This window comes from Nonomuraea harbinensis (genome assembly GCF_019396385.1).
Taxonomy (GTDB): Bacteria; Actinomycetota; Actinomycetes; order Streptosporangiales; family Streptosporangiaceae; genus Nonomuraea; species Nonomuraea ferruginea.
This window is the reverse complement of the sequence record NZ_JAHKRN010000016.1, coordinates 55,131-78,488: the sequence shown is the minus strand read 5'-3', so window position 1 is coordinate 78,488 and position 23,358 is coordinate 55,131. Positions and strand designations below refer to the sequence as shown.

Sequence of the window (23,358 nt, the reverse complement as noted above, 5' to 3'; positions counted from 1 at the left end):
GCGCCCATGGGAGGGGAGCGCGGCGGATGAAGGCCGAGGAACGCTGGCAGGCCAGGTTCCGCGCGTCGCGCATGTCGCTGCCGTCCTACGCCCCCCTGGCCCCGAACCGCTCGATCTACCGCTCGAACGCCACCGGCACGTGGGAGGTCTACGCCTGGGACCGCGCGAGCGGCGCCACCCGCCAGGTCACCGACCGGCCTCTGGGCACGGCCCACGCCGCGATCGACCCCGCCGGCCAGTGGATCTACTGGTTCGACGACACCGACGGCGACGAGTTCGGCATCTGGCGGCGCCAGCCCTTCTTCGGCGGCCCCGACCAGCCCGTCGCTCTGGGAGCGCCGCCCGGCCAGCCGGCCGGCATCGCGCTCTCGTCCACCGGCCTGGCCGCGATCAGCCTGGCCAGCGAGGGCACGTTCCGCATCCACCTGGTGCGCGACGGCGAGCACGTCAAGATGCTGTACGAGCACGGCGAGGCCGCCTGGGCGGCCGGCATGTCCATGGACGGCGAGCTGATCGCGATCAACCACGGCGAGTACGGCGACTTCCGCCACCCCGCGCTGCGCGTCGTGCGCCAGTCCGGCCAGGTGGTCGGCGAGCTGTACGACGGCCCCGGCATGGGCGTCGTCGGGCTCAGCTTCGCCCCGGCGCCGGGCGACTCCCGCCTGCTCGCCCTGCACGAACGCCGCCGCCGCCAGGAGCCGCTGGTCTGGAACCCGGTGACGGGCGCGCGCCGGGAGATCTGGCTGAAGGACGACGGCGAGATGACGGCCGAGTGGTACCACGACGGCCGCGGCCTGCTCATCCAGCGCGGTCACCGGGCTCGCAGCCACCTCCTCCGCTACGACCTGGCGGGCGGCGGGCTGACGCTCATCGAGACACCGCAGGGCGTCATCGAGGAGGCGCGCCCGCGCCCCGGCGGCCATGTGGAGTACTCCTGGTCCAGCGCCTCGCGCCCGCCGGTCATCCGCTCGACCAGCGGCCAGGTCGTGCTCAACCCCGGCGGCCCGGCCGCGCCGCCGAGCGTCCCCCTGGAGGACCTGGACGCCGAGGGGCCGGGCGGGCGCATCCACGCCCTGGTCTCCCGCCCGGAGAACGGCGCCGCCCCGTTCCCCGCGGTCTTCCTGCTGCACAGCGGCCCGACGAGCCACGACAGGGACGCCTTCTCCCCCGAGGTGGCAGCCTGGGTGGACGCCGGTTTCGCGGTCGTCCGGGTCAACTACCGCGGCTCGACCGGCTACGGCTCGGCCTGGCGCGACGCGCTGCACGGCGACGTCGGCCAGATCGAGCTGGCCGACGTGAACGCGGTGCGCACCGCCGTGGTCGAGGCCGGCATCGCCGACCCCGACCGGCTCGTGCTGGCGGGCACCGCCTGGGGCGGCTACCTCACGCTGCTCGGCCTCGGCACGCAGCCCGGCCTGTGGGCCGCCGGCATCGCCGCCGTGCCCATCGCCTGCCACCGGACGTCGTACGAGGACGAGGCCGAGAGCCTGCGCGCCTACCACCGCGCGCTGCTCGGCGGCTCGCCCGAGGAGCAGCCGGAACGCTACGCGGCCAGCTCTCCCATCACCTACGTCGACCAGGTGAAGAGCCCCGTGCTGATCCTGGCCGGCGAGCACGACACCCGCTGCCCGCCGCGCCAGATCCAGAAGTACGTGGCCCAGCTCGAACGGCACGGCCACGAGCACGAGGTCTACACCTACGACGCCGTACGGAGCAACCTGGTGGTCGCGGAGCGGATCGCGCAGACGGCGCTGCAGCTCGACTTCGCCCGCAAGCACCTGGGCCGGCGTTAACGGGCGCGCAGCACCAGAATCGCCAGGTCGTCGGCGCTGGGCTCGGTGGCGAAGTCGGCCGCGCCCCGGCGGATGCGCTCCGCCACCGCCTTGGCCGACAGCCCCGCGCACTCGGCCAGCATCTTGGCCAGCCCGCCCTCGTCGTCGAGCAGCCGGCCGCCCGAGCGTCGCTCGGTGACGCCGTCGGTGACCGCCAGCAGCACGTCGCCGGGGTCGAGGTGGACGACGTCGACCTCGAAGACCACCTCGGGGAAGACGCCCAGGAGCGACTGCGGGGTGGTGATCGACTCCACGACGCCGCTGGGCTTGAGCCGCAGCGCCTCGGGGTGGCCCGCCGAGACCAGCCGGACCTCCAGGCCGTCGTCGGCCGGGGTGATGTCGCCGTGCAGCAGGGTCAGGAAGCGGGCCCGCTCGCCCTCTTCGAGGATGGCCTGGTTGAGCCTGCCGAGCACGGCCGCGACCCCGTAGCCCTCGCGGGCCAGCAGGCGGAGCGTGTGGCGGGCCAGGCCGGTGACCGCGGCCGCTTCCGGGCCGGTGCCGCAGACGTCGCCGATGGCGAAGCGCCACGAGTCGTCGCCGGCCTTGAACACGTCGTAGAAGTCGCCGCCCACCTCGTTGACCTCGCCGGCGGGCTCGTACACCACGCCGTAGTCGAGGCCGGGCACCTCGGGCTCGTTGGGCGGCAGGAGGCTGCGCTGCAGGGCGCGGTTGGCGGCGGCCTGCTGGGCGTAGACGCGGGCGTTGTCGGCGGCCAGCGCGGCGCGCCGGCCGATGTCCTCGGCGAGCTGGATGGCCTCGTCGGGGAACCGGTCGGGCCGGCCCAGGCACATCACGCCGAGACCGCGGCCCCGGGCGCTGAGCGGGACCGCGAGCACCTCGTTGTCGCCCAGGTGGAAGGTGGAGCTCATCCGGGTGCCGACGGCGCCGACGTCCAGATCGCTGAGCTGCTCGCGCAGCCCGTCGATCCTGGCCTCGTCGGCGTGCCACAGGTAGACGAGGCGGAGCGGCGAGGAGGCGGCGTCGGCGGTGTAGACGGCGCACCAGCTGCTCAGCCGCGGCACCACGACCTGGGCGATGATGGCGGGGACCATGTCGGGGTCGAGGGTGCCGGCGAGCAGGTCGCTGGCGTCGGCGAGGAATCCGAGCCAGTGGGGCCCGCGCCCGCTCTGCCGCTGCCACTCGACGGCTCCCGAGCTGTGGTGCGCGCCAGGTAGCGTGAGTCTGGCCCAATGGACACGGGAATCACCCGAGAAGGTGATCCCCCACTCGTCGACATGGACGGAGGGAGCTTTCTGATCACCATGTGAGGTGTTCCGCTGCTTCACCTCCACCTGGACGGAGCCGCCCAGGTGTCGCCAGAGCATCTCGAAAGGCTCGTCCACGACCTGCCCCGCGAGATCGCCGGCGATCTGCTCGGCGACATGGAGCATGCCGCCGGTGGCCCACGCGGTCATCACCTCGCGCGTGAACCTCATCGCGTCGGTCACAGCCGACTCGCCCGCCGCGAACGTCGCAGCTAGCACCGCATGGGGAGAAGCAGTCATCCCCTCGTGCCTACCACACTTCCCGTTGACTTGGGGTAAATCCAAGGACAGGACTACGAGCTACTCATCGTGACAGACTTGAATCACTCGCCGGAGTCCCCCGCGAGTGAAGGAGGCCCCATGACCACGGCCAAGGCCGCGCCAAGTCCTGAGGAGAGGACATATACCGAGGCGGATCTCGTCCCGATCCTGGAGACCCTGTTCTCATGGCGTGACGGCGACTTCCGGCGCCGGGTCCCGTATGCCCCTCCGGGCATCCTCAGTGAGGTGCGGTTGCTGCTCAACGAGGTGGCCGACCGCCGCGAGCACCTCGCCAACGAGCTGACCCGGGTGCGCAAGGAAGTGGTCAAGGAAGGCCGGTTCGGCGAGCGGCTGACGCCCGGCCCCGGGGTGGGGGCCTGGGCGGAGAGCGTGGAGTCGGTCAACATGCTGATCGACGCGCTGGTGAGCCCCGTGAGCGGCGCGGCCGACGTCATCGACGCGGTCGCGAAGGGTGACCTGTCGCGGCGGATCGACCTCGACCGCTCGGCCCGCGGCGAGGTGCGCCGGCTGGGCAAGGCGATCAACGGCATGGTCGACCAGCTCGCCCTGTTCAACTCCGAGGTGACCCGGGTGGCCAGGGAGGCCGGCACGGAGGGCCGGCTGGGCGGCAGCGCCAACCTGCGCGGCATGTCCGGCAGCTGGCGCGACCTCACCGAGGCGGTCAACACCATGTCGTCCCGCGTGGCCGCGCAGGTGCGCGACATCGCCGTGGTGACCACGGCGGTGGCCAAGGGCGACCTGAGCCGCAAGGTGACGGTCGACGCGGTGGGCGAGATGTTCGAGCTGAAGAACACCGTCAACACCATGGTCGACCAGCTCTCGGCGTTCGCCGAGGAGGTCACCCGCGTCGCCCGCGAGGTCGGCACCGAGGGCCAGCTCGGCGGCCAGGCCCAGGTGCGCGGCGTGTCCGGGGTCTGGAAGGACCTCACCGACAACGTCAACTTCATGGCCAACAACCTGACCTCGCAGGTGCGCAGCATCGCCACCGTGGCGACGGCGGTGGCCCAGGGCAACCTGTCGAAGAAGATCACCGTTGACGCGCAGGGCGAGATCCTGCAGCTCAAGGACACCCTCAATACCATGGTCGACCAGCTCTCGTCGTTCGCCGACGAGGTGACCCGTGTCGCCCGTGAGGTCGGCACCGAGGGCAAGCTGGGCGGCCGGGCGGAGGTGCAGGGCGTGTCGGGCGTCTGGAAGGACCTGACCGACAACGTCAACTCCATGGCCAGGAACCTGACGTACCAGGTCCGCAACATCGCCCAGGTGACCACCGCGGTCGCCAACGGCGACCTCACCCGCAAGATCGACGTGGACGCCCAGGGCGAGATCCTGGAGCTCAAGTCGACCATGAACACCATGGTCGACCAGCTCTCCTCGTTCGCCTCCGAGGTGACCCGCGTCGCCCGAGAGGTCGGCACGGAGGGCCAGCTCGGCGGTCAGGCCCAGGTACGCGGCGTGTCCGGGGTCTGGAAGGACCTCACCGACAACGTCAACTCCATGGCCAACAACCTGACCTCTCAGGTGCGCCAGATCGCCGCGGTCTCCTCGGCGGTGGCCCAGGGCAACCTGTCGAAGAAGATCACCGTCGACGCCCAGGGCGAGATCCTGCAGCTCAAGGACACCCTCAACACGATGGTCGACCAGCTCTCGTCGTTCGCCGACGAGGTCACCCGCGTCGCCCGAGAGGTCGGCACGCAGGGGCAGCTCGGCGGCCAGGCCCGCGTCCAGGGCGTGTCGGGCGTCTGGAAGGACCTGACCGACAACGTCAACTTCATGGCCAACAACCTGACGTACCAGGTCCGCAACATCGCCGAGGTGACCACCGCGGTCGCCAACGGCGACCTCACCCGCAAGATCGACGTCGACGCCCAGGGCGAGATCCTCGCCCTGAAGACCACCATCAACCGGATGGTCGACCAGCTGTCCTCGTTCGCCTCCGAGGTCACCCGCGTGGCCCGCGAGGTCGGCTCGGAGGGCCAGCTCGGCGGCCAGGCCCGGGTCGAGGGCGTCGAGGGCACCTGGAAGCGGCTCACCGAGAGCGTCAACGAGCTGGCCGGCAACCTGACCACCCAGGTGCGCGCCATCGCCACCGTCACCAGCGGCGTGGCCCGCGGCGACCTGACCCGCTCGATCGCCGTCGAGGCGCAGGGCGAGCTGGCGGAGCTGAAGGACAACATCAACTCGATGGTGGCCAACCTCCGCGAGACCACCCAGGCCAACCAGGAGCAGGACTGGCTCAAGTCCAACCTGGCCCGCATCTCCCGGCTCATGCAGGGCCACCGCGACCTGTTCGAGGTGGCCAAGCTGACGATGAGCGAGCTGACGCCGCTCGTGTCCGCACGGTACGGCGCCTTCTACTCGGTCGATCCGGAGAACGAGCGCGAGCTGCTGCTGATCGGCGGCTACGGCGTCCGGCCCGACCGCGGGCCGCGGGCGAAGTTCGCCTTCGGCGAGGGCATCGTCGGCCAGGCCGCCGCCGAGGGCCGCCACATCGTCCTCGACGACGTGCCGCCGAAGTTCATCACCATCGACAGCGGCCTCAGCCAGTCGACGCCCGCGCAGATCGTGGTGCTGCCGATCCTGTTCGAGAACCGCGTGCTCGGCGTGCTGGAGCTGGCCTCCTTCAGCCCGTTCGGAGAGGTCCACCTCGACTTCCTGACGCAGCTGGTGGAGAACATCGGCGTCACCATGAACACGATCATCGCCAACTCCCGCACCGAGGACCTGCTGACCGAGTCCCAGCGCCTCACCCGCGAGCTGCAGGAACGCTCCGACGAGCTGCAGCGCCAGCAGGAGGAGCTGCGCCGGTCCAACGCCGAGCTCGAGGACAAGGCGGCGCTGCTGGCGAAGCAGAACCGCGCCATCGAGATCCAGAACTTCCAGATCGAGCAGGCCCGCCGCACCCTGGAGGAGCGCGCCGAGCAGCTCGCCGTCTCCTCGCGCTACAAGAACGAGTTCCTCGCGAACATGTCCCACGAGCTGCGCACCCCGCTCAACAGCCTGCTCGTGCTGGCCAAGCTGCTGACCGAGAACGCCGAGGGCAACCTGACCCCGCAGCAGGTCGAGTTCGCCCGCACCATCCACGGGGCCGGGTCGGCGCTGCTCCAGCTCATCAACGACATGCTCGACCTGTCCAAGGTCGAGGCGGGCCGGATGGACATCCACCCGACCCAGGTGTCGCTGCCCAAGACGATCGACCTGCTGGAGGCGGCGTTCGGGCCGCTGGCGGCCGACAAGGGGCTGGAGTTCAGCGTCGAGGTCGACCCCGACCTGCCGCAGGAGCTGCGCGCCGACGAGCAGCGGCTCCAGCAGGTGCTGCGCAACCTGCTGTCCAACGCGGTCAAGTTCACCCCCAAGGGCGAGGTGAAGCTGCGGGTCGTCCCGGCCTCACCGGACGTCGACTTCGACGACGACTCGCTGCACATCGCGCACGACCTGCTCGCCTTCCAGGTGATCGACACCGGCATCGGCATAGCGCCCGACAAGCGCGACGTCATCTTCGAGGCGTTCCGTCAGGCCGACGGCACCACCAGCCGCAAGTACGGCGGCACCGGTCTGGGCCTGTCGATCTGCCGCTCGATCGCGCGCCTGCTCGGCGGCGAGATCCACGTCGACAGCGAGCTCGGCAAGGGCAGCACGTTCACCCTCTACCTGCCGGCCACCTACATCGGCCCGCTGGCCGTCAGCGCCGCCGAGGGGCCGCGCAGCAGCGGGCAGCAGGTCGTGACCGCCTCCGTCGAGGAGCCGCCCACGATCCCCGAGGCGCCCGGCCTGCCGCTCGACCTGCCGCTGCCCGAGCTGGTCGAGGCGCCCGTCGAGACCAGCCAGTGGCAGGGCGACGACCCGCTCAGCGGCGCCAAGATCCTCATCGTCGACGACGACATCCGCAACGTCTTCGCGCTGACCAGCGTGCTGGAGCGACACGGCTCCACGGTCGTCTACGCTGAGAACGGCCGCGAGGGGATCGAACAGCTCGAACGGAACGAGGACGTCGCGCTCGTGCTGATGGACATCATGATGCCGGAGATGGACGGCTGGGCGACGACCTCCGCCATCCGGCGCATGCCCCAGTTCGCCGACCTGCCGATCATCGCGCTGACGGCCAAGGTCATGCGCGGCGACCGGGAGAAGAGCATCGCCTCCGGCGCCTCCGACTACGTGCCCAAGCCCGTCGACGTCGACCGCCTGCTGGAGCGGCTGCGCGGGTGGCTCAGCCGGGGCCGGGCCGCCGACTCTCCGGCCGAAGGGGCGTGACGATGCCAGACCGGGCCAAGATCCTGCTGGTCGACGACCGGGAGGAGAACCTCATCGCGCTGGAGGCGATCCTCAGCTCGCTCGACCTGGTGCCGGTGCGCGCCAGGTCGGGTGAGGAGGCGCTGAAGGCGCTGCTCAACACCGAGTTCGCGCTGATCCTGCTGGACGTGCGGATGCCCGGCATGGACGGCTTCGAGACGGCCGCCCACATCAAGCGCCGCGAGCGCACCAGAAACATCCCGATCATCTTCCTGACGGTCGTCGACAGCGCCCCCGACTACGCCTTCCGCGGCTATGCGGCGGGCGCCGTCGACTACCTCACCAAGCCCTTCGACCCGTGGGTGCTGCGGGCCAAGGTGTCGGTGTTCGCCGAGCTCTACAACATGAACAAGCGCCTGGCCGAGCAGGCGGCGCTGCTGCGCGAGCGGCTCGGCCACGAGCTGCCGCCGGGAGCCGGCGACCAGGCGTCGGTCCTGCCGGAGCTGTCCCGCCGCCTGCTGGCGGTCGAGGAGGAGCTGTCCCGCGTGCGTGAGCTCGCCCAGCAGTCCGGCGCCTCCGCGCTGCGGGCCCCCCTCACCGACCTCACGGACCGCGTCACCCGGCTGCGCGCCGGCTTCGACGCCCTGACCTGACCGGTCAGCTGCGGGCGCGCTCCAGCGCGTCCCAGAACCCCCTGCGCAGGGCGTGACGGACCTCGTCGTGCAGCAGGAAGTCGATCGGCAGCGACGACCCCTGCAGCAGCCTGGCCTCCAGGTCGGACGGCATCCGGGGCTTGCGCGCCAGCACCGCCTCCAGCCAGAGGGCGGGCGCGTCGCGGGCCACGGACTCGCCGAAGTCGTGGCCCTCGCGGTGGGCCGCCTTGACCGCGTCGGCCAGCGTCGTGGCTCCCGAGGAGGACGAGGCCGGCTGCTGGGTCACCGGCGCCGGCTGCGGCCCGGTGTAGGGGCCGAGCTGCTGATAGGTGCCCGCGCTCGACGGCGAGGAGAACTGCCCGGTGGTCGGCGACTGCTGCGGCAGTTGCCCGGTCGCCGGCGCGGCCGGCTGCTGCGGCACGGGCGGGTCGGCGGGGAAGGTGTACGAGGGCAGCGACGGAGGCTGCGACTGGGCCCGGCTGGGCGGGGGACTCGTCGGCTGGGGCTGGCTCGCGGAGGAGTGCGGGGCGGCGTGGCTGCCGGTGCTGGCCGGGGCCGGCGGCAGCGAGCCGGTCGAGGAGGCCGGGGGCAGCGACGACGGCGCGGGCGCGGCGGGCAGCGAGTGTGAGCCGTGGCCGTTGCTCATCGGCTGGTGACCGTTGACGGCCTCCGACGACCCGGTCACCAGCGTCACGTACGGCCGCAGATGACCGGCGCCCAGCTCGATGAGGTCGTCGCACTCCTGGCGCAGGGAGCGCGAGGCGGCCCAGCTCCCGTCGGCGGCGATGTGGACCACGGTCAGCCGGACGCCGAGGTCCTGCGCGTCGCAGACGACCTGGGTGAGGTCCTCGTCGCCGCTCACCACGACCGCGTCGCAGATGGCGTTGTTGCGCGCCAGCGTCATCAGGTCGCGGTGGACCTGCGCGTCGACGCCCTCACGGCGGCCGGGCCTGATGCGGGACAGGCGGAGCTTGAGACCGGGGATGTCGGCCAGCACGTCGTGCTCGGAGGTGCGGCGCCCCTCGATCGTGGCCTCGTACCAGTAACAGCGCAGCAGCGGCAGGCCGGTGCGCTCGCGGGACAGGCTGGACATGAGCTGCAACAGCCCGGGATAGTCCCACGACACCGACTCGCGATGGCGGGTGCCATGCACGGCCATCGCGCCGTCCGCCAGCAGATAGCCGGCGTCGACGAACAGCGCGCAGCGATCCACTGACACCGCCCCTTTCGTGGTGGTCCGACGTGCTGGCTCTGCACCGTCAGAGCCGGACTCGGCGGCCCTGTCCCAGGGTAATGAAAGCGGGTGATCGCGCGAGGGTGAATCCCGACGATTCGCCCCTCGACCGGCGTTAAGCCAGACCCGTTAGGCGAACCGTACCAGTTTGTCCTGGTCACCGTCACGGTCGCGCACGAACGCTCACCGCAACGACCCCGAACAGCACCACGCCCTCCTTCCCCATGATCGTCAAGTTGGGACGGCGCCCCAGGACGTGGCTCACCGTATCGATATCGACACCGAACGTCGTGCCGACCGAGGCGTTGCCCGCGTCACGGTCGCGGGCCTCCGGCGTGACCCGGCCGTCGCCCTCATCGCGGTCACCGCGCTCCGGCCTGACCCGGCCGTTGCCCGGCGATAGCCGGTCGCCGCGCAGGCCGGCGTCGCCTGCCCAGGCGACCAGTTCCACCCGGGCGGGGGCGCCGGCGGGCTCCAGTCCGCCGAGCGGCAGCCGCAGCGCCGGGCTGTCGCCGCCGACGATCCGGGTGTCGTCGAGGACGACCGCGTTGCCGTACGGGGCGGCCGGGTCGGTGGTGACGACCACGAGGCTCCAGCCGGCGTGACCCCGCGTGCCCATCGGCGGGTCCGCCGCCCACCACTCGCCGTTCTTGGCTGCGCTCGCCGCCAGCCCTGTGACGTCGGCGTACGCCTGGTAGGCGGGGCCGTGGGTCAGTTTCTGCCAGGCGACCCGGCTGGGCCGCACGGTCACGTAGCGGCCCCTGCCGGGCGGCTTCAGCTTGATCGGCCCGGCGCCCTCGGCGGTGGCCGACCAATAGAGCCCCGCCCAGAGGATCCGGCCACCCTGGGGCAGGTCGAGCCGGGCGGCGCTGGAAGCTTTCGTTTTCCGGGACCTGTCGAGGTCGAGCGGCTCCAGGTCGCCATCGCGGTGCTCACCCTTGGGCCGCTCCGCGCACCCCTGACGCTTGTCCGGGCACGTCAGCAACCCGTTCCCCACCGCCCTGACCGTCACCTTCCCGTCGGCGGCGAACCTGGCCGGCGCTCCCCCTTCCCGAACCCCCACCGGCGCCCGCGCGCTCAACCTGAGCGCGCCCGCCTCCACCCTCAGCCTGGGCCCCTCCCCCTCCGGAGCGTCCCGCGCCACCCGCACCCGCAGGAACACCGACGCGGCCTTCCCCGCCGCCAACGGCGCCCTGGCACACCGCGCCCCACCTCTGACGGCCCGGCACGCCCACCCACCGGCCCGCCCTTCCCTGACATCCCCCACCCACTGAACCGCCGCCCGGCCGTGGGTCTCCGCTTTGTCCACCCACTGGACCGTCGCCCGGTCCTCGGCCTCCGCCTCGTCCACCACCCACTGAACCGCCGCCTGGTCCCCAGCCCCGGTGGCGCTCCCCCGCAGCCGTCCCAGCGAACCGGCCCCCTTCTGCGAAGGCTCACGCAGGGCAGCGGGCGGTAGGACGCCTCCGCCCACGTCGGTGCCCTCACGATCCGCGGCGCCCTCCTGCGCACGCGCGAATCCGCTCGCTGCCTCACCTTCGTGCCAGCGCATGGCAGCAGGTAGAAGAACACCTCCGCCTAGGTTGGTGACCTCACGATTCACGGCAGAGCTTTCCTGCGCCTGGCTCGCATATCCATCCGCCAGAGAACTTGCTGAACGCCCGCGCATTACGGCGGGTGGGCGAACAGTCCCGCCTCTACCTGCGCTTACGTCGACGCCCCCACCGCCCTCGGCCGTGCCCTCCTGCGCCCTCACGGATCCACCCGCCGGAGAACCGGCCGTCTCCGGCGGAAGTTCGTGCAGTGCGGCGGGGAGGAGAACACCCCAGCCCACTGCGCCCAGGCCGGCGGCTACCCCGCGCGTATGCACGGGGATGGCGGTTCCTGGGGTGAACGTGCCGTCATCACGGGGCGATACCTCGGAGGTGTCCCATCCTTCGGTGTCCGTGTCTGTCGCGCTCTGAGAGAGCCGGGAGGCGGCATGCCTTTCCGCCGCCACCCACTGGGCCGTGCCGGGCTTTCCCGGGACGGTCCATGGGGTTTCCGCGATCGGGCTCGTCTGGGGGACGAGGGTGACGCCCGGGGGCAATTCGATGGCGGCGTAGATGTCCCGGGTCGGCGCATTGCCGATGTTCCGGACGCGCATGGCCACGATGCCGTCCTCGCCCCGTACCAGGGAGCCCATCGCCGCTACGGAGGCGCGCAGGCGGGCCGTCCTGCGCTCACTGGACGCCCCCACCCGCTCACGCTCCGGACGGCGGGCGCGTTCCCCGCCAGCCTCGTCCGAGGAGGACCGGGCGCGGTCCCTCCTCGGCACCTCGGACGAGGAGCCATCGCGATCCCGACCGGACGAGGAACCACCGCGATCCCTTCTGGCCTCACCAGGCGAGGAGCCGGCACGCTCCCGATCAGGCGTGCGTGACGAGGAGCCGGCACGATCCCTTCTCGGGTCACGGGACGAGGAACCACCGCGATCCCGGTCAGGCATGCGTGACGAGGAACCACCGCGGTCCTCTCCCGGGTCACCGGACGAGGAACCGGCACGCCCTCGATCAGGCCCACCGGGTGAGAAACCACCGCGCTCCCTTCTCCGGTCGGACGAGGAATCACCGCGATCCCGGTCAGGCTTGCCGGACGAGGAACCGGCACGCTCCCGGGCAGGTCGGCCGGGTGAGGAGCCGTCGCGGTCCGCGCTGGCCCCGCTGGACGAGGAACCCGCGTGCTCTCGGTCAGGCGGGCCCGTACGGTCGCGGCTCGCCTCGCCGGGGGAGGCACCGGTGCGGTCCCCGCTGGCATGGTCGGGGGAGCCGGTGTGGTTCCCGTCGTGGTCGTGGGGTGGGACGAGGGCGGGTGGCCGGCCCGAGGGGACGCCTGCGCGGGACGGGCCGTGCGGGCCCATCGCTGACGGCCGGTCAGCGGTGCCTGCCTCGCCGTGCAAGCCCGCGGCCTTGGAGTCCGACGGCGAGGCGGCGGCTGGGGTCCCCGAGCCCTGCGTGCCCGTGTCCTGAGGGGCCGCGTCCGACGGGCCGGCGGACTCCGAGCCTTGTGGACCCGTACCGCTGGAGGACTGCGCTTGCGCACCAGGGCCGTCCGCGTCGGAGCCGCCTGGGCCGGATCCGTCTCCACCCGAGCCATCCGAGCCTGGGCCGTCCACGCCTGACCTGTCGCCGCCGGAACCGTCCGAACCCGAACCGCCCGTACCGCCCGCACCCGTATGGGAGAGGTTCTCGCCGTACGGGCCGACGTGGTCGTACTGGTCGGCGGCGGAGCGGGGCTGGGCGTCGGGGCGGGCTCCCACGTCCTGGCCCGACACCACGGCGAAGGCCGCCGCCACCGCCATCACCGTGGCCGCCCCGCCCGCCACCGCGACGTGCGTCCGCCGCATCCGGCCCAGCGTCCGCCGGGGAGCGGGGGCGGGCCGGGACAGAGCCTCCAGATAGCCGGCGGCCACGTCGCCCAGCACCAGGGGCCCGATGACCGTGCGCAGCCCTCGGTTGACGTCGGTGAGCTCCCGCAGGACGGTGTGGCAGTTGGGGCAGTCGCGCACGTGCTCGTCGACCGACCGCGAGTCGCGCCGGGTCAGCCCGCCGCGCACGTACGCGCCCAGCTTGCCGATCACCGCCTTGCACTCGGGCGGCGGCGACCCCGTCAGGTAGAGCTGCAGGTACGCCTGCCGCAGCCCCTCACGAGCCCGGTAGGCCAGCGCGGAGACCCCGTTGGCCGACAGCCCGAGCAGCGGCGCCACGTCGGCGGACCGGGCGTTCTCCACCTCGGTGTGCCACAGCACCGCCCGCCACCGCTCCGCCAGCGACAGGTAGGCCTGGGCGATCAGCGACCCCTCCAGGCGGGCCGACGCCGGGTCGGCGGGCATGGCGGTGTCGGACAGCTCGATCTCGCCCGTCACGCGGGTGCGGTCGTGGACGGTGCGCCGGACCACGATCAGCAGGTAGGTGCGGAAGGCCGACGCCGGCCCGCCGCCACGGCCCACGTGGTCGAGCACCCTGGTGAACGACTCGGCGACGACGTCCTCGACCTCCGCCTCGCCGTACACGAGCTGCCCGGCCAGGGCGCGTGCGGCGGCCACGTGACGCTCGTAGAGCTGCCCGTACGCGGTGGCATCACCCCCTCTGACGGCATGCAGCAGGTATGCGTCGCTCTGCGGTGTTTCCACACTCATGGTGACCTCGCGGTTACGAACCGTTGCCCGTGCAGTCATTCCGCACTCACGCCCATGGCTAAACCGAGCGCGTCTCTTTGCCGTCGAGGACCGGCTCTAAGCTGAACCCATGAGCGACCGTGACAGACTGCTGGCCGAGATCGAGAAGAAGGCCGTCGTGCACGGCCGGGTGGTGCTCTCCTCAGGGCAGGAGGCCGACTTCTACCTCGACCTGCGCCGCATCACGCTCGACGCCGCGGCGGCCCCGCTGGTCGGCGGCGTGCTCCTCGACCTGACGGCCGACCTCGACTACGACGCGGTGGGCGGGCTCACGCTGGGCGCCGACCCGGTGGCGACGGCCATGCTGCACGTCGCGGCGGCGCGCGGGCGTTCGCTGGACGCGTTCGTGGTGCGCAAGGCGCAGAAGGCCCACGGGATGCAGCGCCGGATCGAGGGCCCCGAGGTGAAGGGCCGCCGGGTCCTCGTGGTCGAGGACACCTCGACGACCGGCTCGTCCCCGCTGACGGCGGTGGAGGCGCTGCGCGAGGAGGGCGCCGAGGTGGTCGCGGTGGCCACGATCGTCGACCGGGGCGCCGCGGCCAGGATGGCCGAGGAGGGCCTCGACTACCGTTCCGCCTTCACTCTGGCGGACCTCCGACTGTGAACGCCTCCCGCTCCCCCTGCTCGCCCCGCGGCCGGAGGGTGCCGTTCTCGGTGACGCGGACGGTGCCGGCGTCGGAGATCACCACGTCCAGCTCGGGCTCGAAGTAGCTGACCTCCTCGCCCTCGGTCATCTCTCGGTGCTGCAGCACGTCGCCGCCGGGGACCCGTACGGTGACGAGCGGGCAGGTGGCGGCCACGCACTCGATGCGCACGGTCGGCACCGGAGCGGTGACCGTGGGCGTGGCGGACGTCCGCTCGGGCGCGGCGTCCTCTGTGTCGAGCGAGTCGAACAACGCCCGCCCGCCGATGACCAGCAGCACCACGAGGGCCGCTGCCGCCAGGACGGCGAGCGCCAGTCGGGCGAGGCCCATCGGATCTGACCTGTGGCGTCCCACGCGCCGAGACTATCCAATGGTAAGACGGCTTTCCCGATGTGTTGTCGGATGTGGACGGCCGGCCCCACCGAGGGTCGCCCCTACCACCTTGGGTACGAGACCGGGATACTAAACAGCGCGAAGCCGTTACTTCTAGGGAGATGACTCATGCCCATCGCGACTCCTGAGGTCTATGCGGAGATGCTCGATCGAGCGAAGGCAGGCGGGTTCGCCTATCCGGCGATCAACGTGACCTCTTCCCAGACGCTGAACGCCGCTCTTCGCGGCTTCGCCGAAGCGGAGAGCGACGGCATCATCCAGGTGTCCACGGGTGGCGCCGAATACCTGTCCGGTCCGACGGTCAAGGACATGGTGACCGGCGCGACGGCGCTCGCCGAGTACGCCCGGGTGGTGGCCGCGAAGTATCCCGTCACGGTGGCGCTGCACACCGACCACTGCCCCAAGAACAAGCTCGACGGTTTCATGCGCCCGCTCGTCGACATCTCGCTGGAGCGGGTGTCGAAGGGCCTCGACCCGCTGTTCCAGTCCCACATGTGGGACGGCTCGGCCGTGCCGCTGGAGGAGAACCTGGAGATCGCCAAGGAACTCCTCGACAAGTGCGCCCGCGCCCGGATCATCATGGAGATGGAGATCGGCGTCGTCGGCGGCGAGGAGGACGGCGTCGTCGGCGAGATGAACGAGAAGCTCTACACCACGACCGGTGACGCGCTGGCCACAGCGGAGGCCGTCGGCCTGGGCGAGCAGGGCCGCTACATGCTCGCCGCCACGTTCGGCAACGTCCACGGGGTCTACAAGCCGGGCCACGTCAAGCTGCGGCCGAGCGTGCTGAAGGAGATCCAGGAGGCGGTGGGCGGCAAGTTCGGCAAGGAGAAGCCGTTCGACCTGGTCTTCCACGGCGGCTCCGGCTCGGCGCTGGAGGAGATCCACGAGGCGATCTCGTACGGGGTCGTCAAGATGAACGTCGACACCGACACCCAGTACGCCTTCACCCGGCCGGTGGCCGACCACATGTTCCGCAACTACGACGGCGTGCTGAAGGTCGACGGCGACGTCGGCCAGAAGAAGACGTACGACCCGCGTTCGTGGGGCAAGTCGGCCGAGACGGGCATGGCCGCCCGCGTCACCGAGGCGTGCGAGCACCTCAAGAGCAGTGGGACGAAGCTCTCCTAGCCACGAAGACGGCCCGGCGGGTATGACTTGTCCTATGGATAACCTTCTCGCCGGGCCGCCCCCGACGCAGTTGCCGGACACGCCCGAGGCCAGGGAGGCCCTCGATTCCGGCGTCAAGGCCTCCGACGTGGCCGCCCGTTTCCCCGCCTACCCGGCGGCCTGGGCGGCGCTCGCGGAGGAGTACTTCGCCCAGGGCCACGCCGTCACCTCCTACGCCTTCGCCCGCACCGGCTACCACCGCGGGCTCGATCATCTGCGCCGCAGCGGGTGGAAGGGGCATGGGCCGATCCCGTGGGAGCACGAGCCCAACCGCGGCTTCCTGCGCTGCCTGTACGCGCTGAGCCGGGCCGCCCAGGCGATCGGCGAGAAGGACGAGGCCGAACGGTGCCTGCAGTTCCTCAAGGACAGCAGCGAGAGCGGCTATGACGCGCTGACCAAGGGGTAGCTCTTGGGACGATAAGCCCCACTCGGGTAGTCTCTCCACGCAAGAGCCCCTGTCGCGCTTGCGCCAGGGGTTTCGTTTTGTGTTCGGGAGACTTCACCATGCCGGCTGCCGTTCTCGTGGGTGCCCAATGGGGCGATGAGGGCAAGGGCAAGGCCACCGACCTGCTCGGTGGCGACGTCGACTACGTCGTCCGTTATCAGGGTGGCAACAACGCGGGCCACACCGTGGTCATCGGCGACCAGAAATACGCGCTGCACCTGCTGCCCACGGGCATTCTGTCGCCACACGTGGTGCCGGTGATCGGCAACGGTGTCGTGATCGACCCAGGGGTGCTGCTGGGCGAGATCGACGGCCTGGCCAAGCGGGGCATCTCCGCCGAGCGGCTGCTCATCTCGGCCAACGCGCACCTGATCATGCCTCACCACAAGGCGCTCGACAAGGTGACCGAGCGTTACCTGGGCAAGGCCAAGATCGGTACGACCGGCCGCGGCATCGGCCCGGCCTACGGCGACAAGATCTACCGGGTCGGGGTGCGGGTGCAGGACCTGCTCGACCCCGGCATCCTGGCCAAGAAGATCGAGGTGGCGCTGGGCGAGAAGAACCAGGTGCTCACCAAGGTCTACAACCGGCGCGGCATCGAGGCCGAGGCGGTCGTCGAGGAGTATCTCGGCTACGCCGAGCGGCTCAAGCCGCACATCGCCGACACCTCGCTGGTGCTGAGCAAGGCGCTGGACGAGGACAAGTTCGTGCTGCTGGAGGGCGGTCAGGGCACGCTCCTCGACATCGACCACGGCACCTACCCGTTCGTCACCTCCTCCTCGCCCACCTCGGGCGGCGCCTGCGCAGGCGCGGGCATCCCGCCCAACCGGCTCACGAAGGTGATCGGCATCCTCAAGGCCTACACGACCCGTGTCGGCTCCGGTCCGTTCCCGACGGAGCTGGAGGACGAGATGGGCGAGTGGCTGCGCCGGACGGGCGGCGAGTACGGCGTCACGACCGGCAGGAACCGGCGCTGCGGCTGGTTCGACGCGGTGATCGCCCGCTACGCCACCCGGATCAACGGCGTCACCGACTTCTTCCTCACCAAGCTGGACGTGCTCTCCGGCCTGGAGCGGATCCCGGTGTGCGTGGCGTACGACGTCGACGGGACGCGGCACGACGAGATCCCGATGACGCAGACGGAGTTCCACCACGCCAAGCCGATCTACGAGGAGCTGCCGGGCTGGCAGGAGGACATCACCGGCGCCAAGACGTTCGAGGACCTGCCGCCGAACGCCCAGGCGTACGTGCGCGCGCTGGAGGAGATGAGCGGCGCGCCCATCTCCGCGATCGGCGTGGGCCCGGGCCGCGACCAGACCCTGGTGATCCGTTCCCTGGTCTGACCAGCGGTCAGCCGGTGAAGACCGCCGCCGTCATGGGCGAGCGGAGCCGCCAGCCGAGGCTCTCGTAGAGCTTCCTGCCCTCCGGGGTGGCCACCAGGACACCTGTGGTGGCGCCCCGGGAGACGGCGGTGGCGGCGAGCGTCTTCATGACGACGACGCCCAGGCCGCGGCGGCGGTGGTTCTCGGCGGTCTCGACCCGGTCCACCACGGCGGCCCAGCCGGCCGTGGCGAACTGGCCGCGGGCCGCTATCTCGCCCGCGTCGGTCAGCAGGCGGGCGACGGTGACGCCGGCCCGGGTGGTCACGGCCAGCGTGTAGCCGGGCGGCGCCGCCGCGTGCTCGCGGGCGAGCGTGCCGGTCATCAGATACTCGGGCGGGTCGATGGCCCAGCCCGGGGGCAGCCAGGGGGCGATCAGCTCGGCCGGGGCGCAGAGTTTCAGCCAGGTGCCCGGCACCGTGATCGCGGACGTCAGCCGCTGGATGAGGGCGGGCGTCGGGTCGGGGACGACGTGGCGGGCGACGTGGCCGGGCAGGCCGGTGTCCACCCGCAGCCCCCAGGGCTCGGTCACGGGCGGCGGGGTGCCGCGCGAGACCGTCCACCCGTCCACCCAGGCCCGTACGGTGTCGAGCCGGGTGGATTCGAGAGCCTTGGTCATAGTTGCTCAGCTTATTGCAATATTGTTGTATTTTTTGCCAAAAAACTGGGTGCACAGTGGGGTAACGCCTGCTTAACCTCCTCCCATGGACATCCGTCGCGTCACCCGGTCCGAGGCCGTCGAGGAGGCCGGTCACCTCTTCGACGCGGCTCCCCAGAGGTTCGCGGACGAGGACTGCCATCTCCTCGTCGCCTACGTGGACGGGTTCCCCGCCGGGATGGTGACCGGGGTGGAGATGCCGCACCCCGGCAAGGGCACCGAGATGTTCCTGTACGAGCTCTCCGTGGACGACCGCTTCCGCGGCCGCGGTATCGGCCGGTCACTGGTCACCGCGCTCGCCCGGCTGGCCCGCGAGCGGGGCTGCCAGGGGCTGTGGACGGCCACCGGCGAGGACGACAGACCGGCCGATGACGAGGACCAGGCCGTCCACACCTGGGAATTCGGCCGGCCGTAGCTCCGGTCGGGCGTGGCACTGCCTGAACACGGCCCGCGCCAGATAGGGTCCCGGTGTGCGCGTTGAGATACATGGTCATCGGGGGGCGAGGGGCCTCTGGCCCGAGAACACGCTGCCCGGAATGAGCCGGACGATGGAGCTCGGGGTGCACGCTCTGGAGCTCGACGTCGCGCTCACCGCCGATCGCCGGCTCGTGCTCACGCACGACCTGACGGTCTCCGCCGTCACGAGCGCCGACACGCGACCGGTCACGCCGGACGACCCGGCTTTCCCGTACGTCGGGAAACCGATCAACTCGCTCACCCTCGCGCAGCTCCGCACGCTCGACGTGGGGGTGCGCTTCCCGCGTCATCCGCAGGACCCGTTCGCGCTGACCCAGGTGGCGATGCCCGAGACCCGCATGCCCACGCTCGGGGCCGTGCTCGGGCTGGTCAACGCCTACCAGGCGGCGGGCGTACGGCTGCACATCGAGCTGAAGTCCGACCCGACGCGGCCCGCGCTGTCGGCCGCCCCCGAGGAGTTCGCCGAGCTGGTGCTCGACGAGCTCGACCGGCACGGCAGGCTGCACAACGCCGCGATCCTGAGCTTCGACTGGCGGATCATCTCCCGGGTGGCCGAGCTGGCGCCCGACGTCCGGCGCTTCGCGCTGGTCGAGCTCGACACCCTCGGCTGGAACGGCCCGCTCGGTGACGACGTCCCCGCCGCCGCCCGCGCCGCCGGCGCCACCACGCTCTCGCCCGAGCACGTGATGGTCGACGAGCGGCTCATGGCCCAGGCCGCCGCGGCGGGGCTGGACGTCGCCGTCTGGACCGTCAACGACACCGCGCTCGGCGCCCGCATGCTCGACCTCGGCGTCTCCGGGATCGTCACCGACTATCCCGACCGGATGCGCGAGCTGTGGCGGGAGCGCGGGCTTGAGCTGCCCGAGCCGGTCGGGCCGCTCAAGCCGGTCGGCGTCTGACTAGAGCCAGCCGTTGCGGCGGAAGCCGCGGTGCAGCAGCACGCACACCGTGACCATCACGGCCAGCACCGCGGGATAGCCCCACACCTGGCGGGTCTCGGGCATGAAGTCGAAGTTCATGCCGTAGATCCCGGCGATCATCGTCGGCACCGCAAGGATGGCCACCCAGGACGAGATCTTGCGCATGTCCTCGTTGGCCAGCGCGTTCGAGCGGGCCAGCGCGGCCTGCAGGATCGAGCTGCACAGCTCGTTGGACGACTCCACCTGCTCGCACACCCGCGCCAGGTGGTCGCCGACGTCGCGGAAGTATTCGCGCATGTCGGAGGGGATCACCCGGCGCTGCGGCAGCGCGGCCAGCGGCGCCTGCAGCGGGGTGACCGCCCGCTTCAGGTCGAGCATCTCGCGCTTGAGCTGGTAGATCCGGTTGATGTCGCGGGAGCTGACGTCGGCGAACACCGTGGCCTCGACGTCCTCCAGCTCCAGCTGCATGAGGTCGGCGACCTGGAGGTAGCGGTCGACGACGTGGTCGGCGATCGCGTGCAGCACCCCGGCGGGGCCGCGGGCCAGCAGGTCGGGACCGTCCTCGATGCGCTCGCGCACCTCCGTCAGCGGGCAGTGCTCGCCGTGGCGCACGGTGACCACGAAGTCGGGGCCCAGGAAGATCATGATCTCGCCGGTGGCGATGATCTCACCGGCGGGCTCGGCGCCGTCGAGGTACGCGATCGTCTTCAGCACCATGAACATCGAGTCGCCGTAGCGCTCGACCTTGGGGCGCTGGTGCGCCTTGACGGCGTCCTCGACGGCGAGCGGGTGCAGCCCGAAGACCTCGGCCAGCCACTCGACCTCCGGCGCCGCCGGCTCGTGCAGGCCCACCCAGACGAACGCCTTGGCGCCCTCGGTGATCCTGTTGTGCCGGCGGACCAGCTCCAATGACTCGACGATGCCCGCGGCCCGGGTCTTCTCGCCCTCGATGTACGCGGCGTACTCCACGATGGAGTCGACAGGTGGCACGCACGCCTCGGTCACGGTCTGGAGGCGCTGACGCGGCTGGTGCCGCTGAACGGGGTGACGGTTGATGCGACGGAAAAGCGTGGACGAGCGCATGGCAGTCCCTTTCCGCCCGACCTGGCACGCTCCACGCGCGTGATGCGACATCACCTCTTAAAAGCGGGAATGCGTGGAGGCACGATCAGGCTGCCGGATTGGAGTGGTCGGGGGTATTCGAGATGTACGTGAACGAGCACGTACTGCTGGGATCACCAGGATTCATCCCGGACCACCTCCAATCACACGAGAAGCCATAAAGCCGCCCTAATTTACCACGGGGCGGGGAACGCACCTGACTGTACTAGCCTGACGGCCGCCGGATCCGGTAGAAGCTGCCGAAGAAGCCGGGACCCTTCTGGCATGTCCCGGCAGCTTGCTTCTGCCCCCGCCGCAGCCTTCCAATCCAGCCCCCGAGGGGCTGAGGGGGGCGCGGGGCGCCGGGGCTGCGAGAATGGGCGGGTGCGCGTACTCGTTATTGGTTCCGGAGGGCGGGAGCACGCCCTCTGCCGTTCGCTCAGGCTGGATCCGCAGGTCACCGAGGTGCACTGCGCGCCCGGCAACCCGGGCATCGGGCAGGTCGCCGAGCTGCACGCCGTCGATCCCGTCGACCCGGAGGCGGTCGCCGGGCTGGCGAAGCGGCTGGGCGTGGATCTGGTGGTCGTGGGCCCGGAGGCGCCGCTGGTCGCCGGGGTCGCCGACGCCGTGCGGGAGGCCGGCATCGCCTGCTTCGGCCCGTCCAGGCAGGCGGCGATGATCGAGGGCTCCAAGGCCTTCGCCAAGGAGGTCATGCTGGCCGCCGGGGTGCCGACGGCCGAGGCGCGGGTGTGCGACAGCCCCGACGAGGCCGCGGCGGCGTGCGCCGAGTTCGGCGCCCCGTACGTGGTCAAGGACGACGGCCTGGCCGCCGGCAAGGGCGTCGTGGTCACCGGCGACCTGGAGGAGGCGCTGCGCCACGGGCGGGCGTGCGGGCGGGTGGTGATCGAGGAGTTCCTCGACGGGCCCGAGGTGTCGCTCTTCGCGCTCTGCGACGGGAGCACGGCGGTGCCGTTCCAGCCGGCCCAGGACTTCAAGCGCGCCTACGACGGCGACGCGGGCCCCAACACGGGCGGCATGGGCGCCTACACGCCGCTGCCGTGGCTTCCCGAAGGGCTGACCGAGCAGGTGATGCGCGAGGTCGTGCACCCGACGATCGCGGAGCTGGGCCGGCGCGGGCTGCCCTACCAGGGGGTGCTCTACGTGGGGCTGGCGCTGACCGCCAAGGGCCCGAAGGTGGTGGAGTTCAACGCCCGGTTCGGCGACCCGGAGACGCAGGTCCTGCTCGACCGGCTGGAGACGCCGCTGGGCGGGCTGCTGATGGCGTGCGCGACCGGCGAACTGGGGCTCGACCCGGTGTTCAGGCCGGGCGCGGCGGTGACCGTGGTGCTCGCGGCCGAGGGCTATCCGGCCGCCCCGGTCAAGGGCGACGCGATCACCGGGCTGGAGCCGACGGACGACGCGTACGTGATCCACGCCGGCACGGCGCTGAAGGACGGCGAGCTGGTCTCGGCGGGCGGCCGGGTGCTCAACGTCGTCGGCACGGGCCCCGACCAGGAGACCGCCCGCCGCAACGCCTACGAGCTGGTCGAGCGGATCCGCATGCGCGGCGCCCACTACCGGACGGACATCGCCGGATGAGACACCTCCACTCCGGCAAGGTCCGCGACCTCTACGAGACCGGCGAGGGGACGTTGCTGATGGTCGCCTCCGACCGGATCTCGGCCTTCGACCACGTGCTGGAGTCCGAGATCCCCGGCAAGGGCGCCATCCTCACCCAGCTGTCGCTGTGGTGGTTCGACCAGTTGCGTGACGTGGTGCCCAACCATGTGGTGTCCGCGGGGCCCGACACGCGCAGCGTGCTGGTGAAGCCGCTGAAGATGGTGCAGATCGAGTGCGTGGCCAGGGGCTACCTGACGGGTGGCGGGCTCAGCGAATACCGCGCCACCGGCGCGGTGTCGGGCATCCCGCTGCCGCCGGGCCTCGTGGACGGGTCGCGGCTGCCCGAGCCGATCTTCACGCCGTCCACGAAGGCGCCCGCGGGTCAGCACGACGAGCCGATCCCGTACGAGCGGGTGGTCGCGGAGGTGGGCGAGGAGACCGCGGCGGAGCTGCGCCGCATCACGCTCGCGGTCTACGCGCGGGGGGCGGAGATCGCCCGCGAGCGCGGCATCATCGTCGCCGACACCAAGATCGAGCTGGGCTACGACGCCGACGGCGTGCTGACGCTGGGCGACGAGGTGCTGACGCCCGATTCGTCGCGGTTCTGGCCGGCCGACCAGTGGGAGCCGGGCCGGTCGCAACCGTCCTATGACAAGCAATATGTCCGCGATTGGCTTACTTCGCCGGAATCGGGATGGGACAAAGATTCCGGAACTCCACCACCGCGGCTGCCCGATGTCGTGGTCGAGCGCACCCGCGATCGATACCGAGAAGCGTATGAGCGCATCACCGGGGTTGCCTTTACAGGATGATTCGGCCGGGTCAAGTGGTGTTAC

17 protein-coding genes are annotated in these 23,358 nt (G+C 71.3%); 11 read left to right on the top strand and 6 right to left on the bottom strand.

The features are described from left to right. Positions 1-26 precede the first annotated feature (26 nt). Entirely contained in the window at positions 27-1,793 is a 1,767-nt protein-coding gene (locus KME79_RS18560; RefSeq protein WP_219545492.1) for a prolyl oligopeptidase family serine peptidase, read from the top strand. Here KME79_RS18560 and KME79_RS18555 read toward each other — a convergent pair. Beyond that, positions 1,790-3,280, bottom strand: a complete 1,491-nt coding sequence (locus tag KME79_RS18555) for a PP2C family protein-serine/threonine phosphatase (RefSeq protein ID WP_271279592.1) — start codon at positions 3,278-3,280, stop codon at positions 1,790-1,792. The two genes, KME79_RS18560 and KME79_RS18555, sit on opposite strands and share 4 nt — an antisense overlap. Positions 3,281-3,457: 177 nt before the next feature. Between KME79_RS18555 and KME79_RS18550 the strand changes: the two genes are divergently transcribed. Together KME79_RS18550 and KME79_RS18545 are read left to right on the top strand one after the other, a co-directional pair. Continuing rightward, positions 3,458-7,633 (top strand): HAMP domain-containing protein, encoded by a 4,176-nt coding sequence (locus KME79_RS18550; RefSeq protein ID WP_148036233.1) that lies wholly within the window; start codon positions 3,458-3,460, stop codon positions 7,631-7,633. Between the two features lie 2 nt (positions 7,634-7,635). Next, on the top strand, positions 7,636-8,265 hold the full coding sequence (locus tag KME79_RS18545) for a response regulator (protein ID WP_219545568.1): 630 nt from the start codon (positions 7,636-7,638) through the stop codon (positions 8,263-8,265). A 4-nt stretch (positions 8,266-8,269) separates the two neighbouring features. Here the strand turns inward: KME79_RS18545 and KME79_RS18540 are convergent, their stop codons facing one another. Both KME79_RS18540 and KME79_RS18535 read right to left on the bottom strand, forming a co-directional pair. Continuing rightward, entirely contained in the window at positions 8,270-9,478 is a 1,209-nt protein-coding gene (locus KME79_RS18540; protein ID WP_219545567.1) for an NYN domain-containing protein, read from the bottom strand. Between the two features lie 184 nt (positions 9,479-9,662). Beyond that, positions 9,663-13,676, bottom strand: a complete 4,014-nt coding sequence (locus KME79_RS18535; protein WP_219545491.1) for a zf-HC2 domain-containing protein — start codon at positions 13,674-13,676, stop codon at positions 9,663-9,665. 109 nt (positions 13,677-13,785) lie between these two features. Here KME79_RS18535 and pyrE point away from each other — a divergent pair, with 109 nt between their 5' ends. Then, positions 13,786-14,319, top strand: coding sequence for an orotate phosphoribosyltransferase (gene pyrE, locus KME79_RS18530; RefSeq protein ID WP_219545490.1), 534 nt, complete (start codon positions 13,786-13,788; stop codon positions 14,317-14,319). Here the strand turns inward: pyrE and KME79_RS18525 are convergent. Then, positions 14,294-14,689 (bottom strand): hypothetical protein, encoded by a 396-nt coding sequence (locus KME79_RS18525; RefSeq protein WP_148036231.1) that lies wholly within the window; start codon positions 14,687-14,689, stop codon positions 14,294-14,296. The two genes, pyrE and KME79_RS18525, sit on opposite strands and share 26 nt — an antisense overlap. Before the next feature lie 171 nt (positions 14,690-14,860). Here KME79_RS18525 and fbaA point away from each other — a divergent pair, with 171 nt between their 5' ends. The 3 genes from fbaA (at position 14,861) to KME79_RS18510 (ending at position 17,710) form a co-directional block, all read left to right on the top strand. After that, positions 14,861-15,883, top strand: a complete 1,023-nt coding sequence (gene fbaA, locus KME79_RS18520; protein WP_148036230.1) for a class II fructose-bisphosphate aldolase — start codon at positions 14,861-14,863, stop codon at positions 15,881-15,883. 34 nt (positions 15,884-15,917) lie between these two features. Next, a complete protein-coding gene (locus KME79_RS18515; protein ID WP_148036229.1) occupies positions 15,918-16,328 on the top strand; it encodes a DUF3151 domain-containing protein in 411 nt (136 codons plus the stop codon). A 98-nt stretch (positions 16,329-16,426) separates the two neighbouring features. Next, entirely contained in the window at positions 16,427-17,710 is a 1,284-nt protein-coding gene (locus KME79_RS18510; protein ID WP_219545489.1) for an adenylosuccinate synthase, read from the top strand. Positions 17,711-17,717: 7 nt separating this feature from the next. On the opposite strand, the gene KME79_RS18505 is transcribed toward KME79_RS18510, so the two are convergent. After that, a complete protein-coding gene (locus KME79_RS18505; protein WP_246640048.1) occupies positions 17,718-18,365 on the bottom strand; it encodes a GNAT family N-acetyltransferase in 648 nt (215 codons plus the stop codon). 85 nt (positions 18,366-18,450) lie between these two features. Between KME79_RS18505 and KME79_RS18500 the strand changes: the two genes are divergently transcribed. Together KME79_RS18500 and KME79_RS18495 are read left to right on the top strand one after the other, a co-directional pair. Continuing rightward, positions 18,451-18,819, top strand: a complete 369-nt coding sequence (locus tag KME79_RS18500; RefSeq protein ID WP_219545488.1) for a GNAT family N-acetyltransferase — start codon at positions 18,451-18,453, stop codon at positions 18,817-18,819. 55 nt (positions 18,820-18,874) lie between these two features. Next, entirely contained in the window at positions 18,875-19,780 is a 906-nt protein-coding gene (locus KME79_RS18495) for a glycerophosphodiester phosphodiesterase family protein (protein ID WP_148036226.1), read from the top strand. Here KME79_RS18495 and corA read toward each other — a convergent pair whose 3' ends face one another. Then, positions 19,781-20,791: a magnesium/cobalt transporter CorA gene (gene corA / locus KME79_RS18490; RefSeq protein WP_308248968.1), complete on the bottom strand. Its 1,011-nt coding sequence runs from the start codon at positions 20,789-20,791 to the stop codon at positions 19,781-19,783. 495 nt (positions 20,792-21,286) lie between these two features. Between corA and purD the strand changes: the two genes are divergently transcribed. Continuing rightward, entirely contained in the window at positions 21,287-22,501 is a 1,215-nt protein-coding gene (purD, locus tag KME79_RS18485) for a phosphoribosylamine--glycine ligase (RefSeq protein ID WP_148036224.1), read from the top strand. After that, positions 22,498-23,334, top strand: a complete 837-nt coding sequence (locus tag KME79_RS18480; protein ID WP_219545486.1) for a phosphoribosylaminoimidazolesuccinocarboxamide synthase — start codon at positions 22,498-22,500, stop codon at positions 23,332-23,334. The genes purD and KME79_RS18480 overlap by 4 nt, the downstream gene beginning before the upstream one ends. Positions 23,335-23,358 lie beyond the last annotated feature (24 nt).

Bases quoted from the DNA above. Each gene is read 5' to 3' on its own strand.
- KME79_RS18500 (WP_219545488.1), top strand. From the start codon at position 18,451: ATGGACATCCGTCGCGTCACCCGGTCCGAGGCCGTCGAGGAGGCCGGT.
- KME79_RS18545 (WP_219545568.1), top strand. From the start codon at position 7,636: ATGCCAGACCGGGCCAAGATCCTGCTGGTCGACGACCGGGAGGAGAAC.
- KME79_RS18550 (WP_148036233.1), top strand. From the start codon at position 3,458: ATGACCACGGCCAAGGCCGCGCCAAGTCCTGAGGAGAGGACATATACC.
- KME79_RS18535 (WP_219545491.1), bottom strand. From the start codon at position 13,676: ATGAGTGTGGAAACACCGCAGAGCGACGCATACCTGCTGCATGCCGTC.
- fbaA (WP_148036230.1), top strand. From the start codon at position 14,861: ATGCCCATCGCGACTCCTGAGGTCTATGCGGAGATGCTCGATCGAGCG.
- KME79_RS18505 (WP_246640048.1), bottom strand. From the start codon at position 18,365: ATGACCAAGGCTCTCGAATCCACCCGGCTCGACACCGTACGGGCCTGG.
- KME79_RS18510 (WP_219545489.1), top strand. From the start codon at position 16,427: ATGCCGGCTGCCGTTCTCGTGGGTGCCCAATGGGGCGATGAGGGCAAG.
- KME79_RS18525 (WP_148036231.1), bottom strand. From the start codon at position 14,689: ATGGGCCTCGCCCGACTGGCGCTCGCCGTCCTGGCGGCAGCGGCCCTC.
- KME79_RS18515 (WP_148036229.1), top strand. From the start codon at position 15,918: ATGGATAACCTTCTCGCCGGGCCGCCCCCGACGCAGTTGCCGGACACG.
- pyrE (WP_219545490.1), top strand. From the start codon at position 13,786: ATGAGCGACCGTGACAGACTGCTGGCCGAGATCGAGAAGAAGGCCGTC.
- KME79_RS18480 (WP_219545486.1), top strand. From the start codon at position 22,498: ATGAGACACCTCCACTCCGGCAAGGTCCGCGACCTCTACGAGACCGGC.
- KME79_RS18560 (WP_219545492.1), top strand. From the start codon at position 27: ATGAAGGCCGAGGAACGCTGGCAGGCCAGGTTCCGCGCGTCGCGCATG.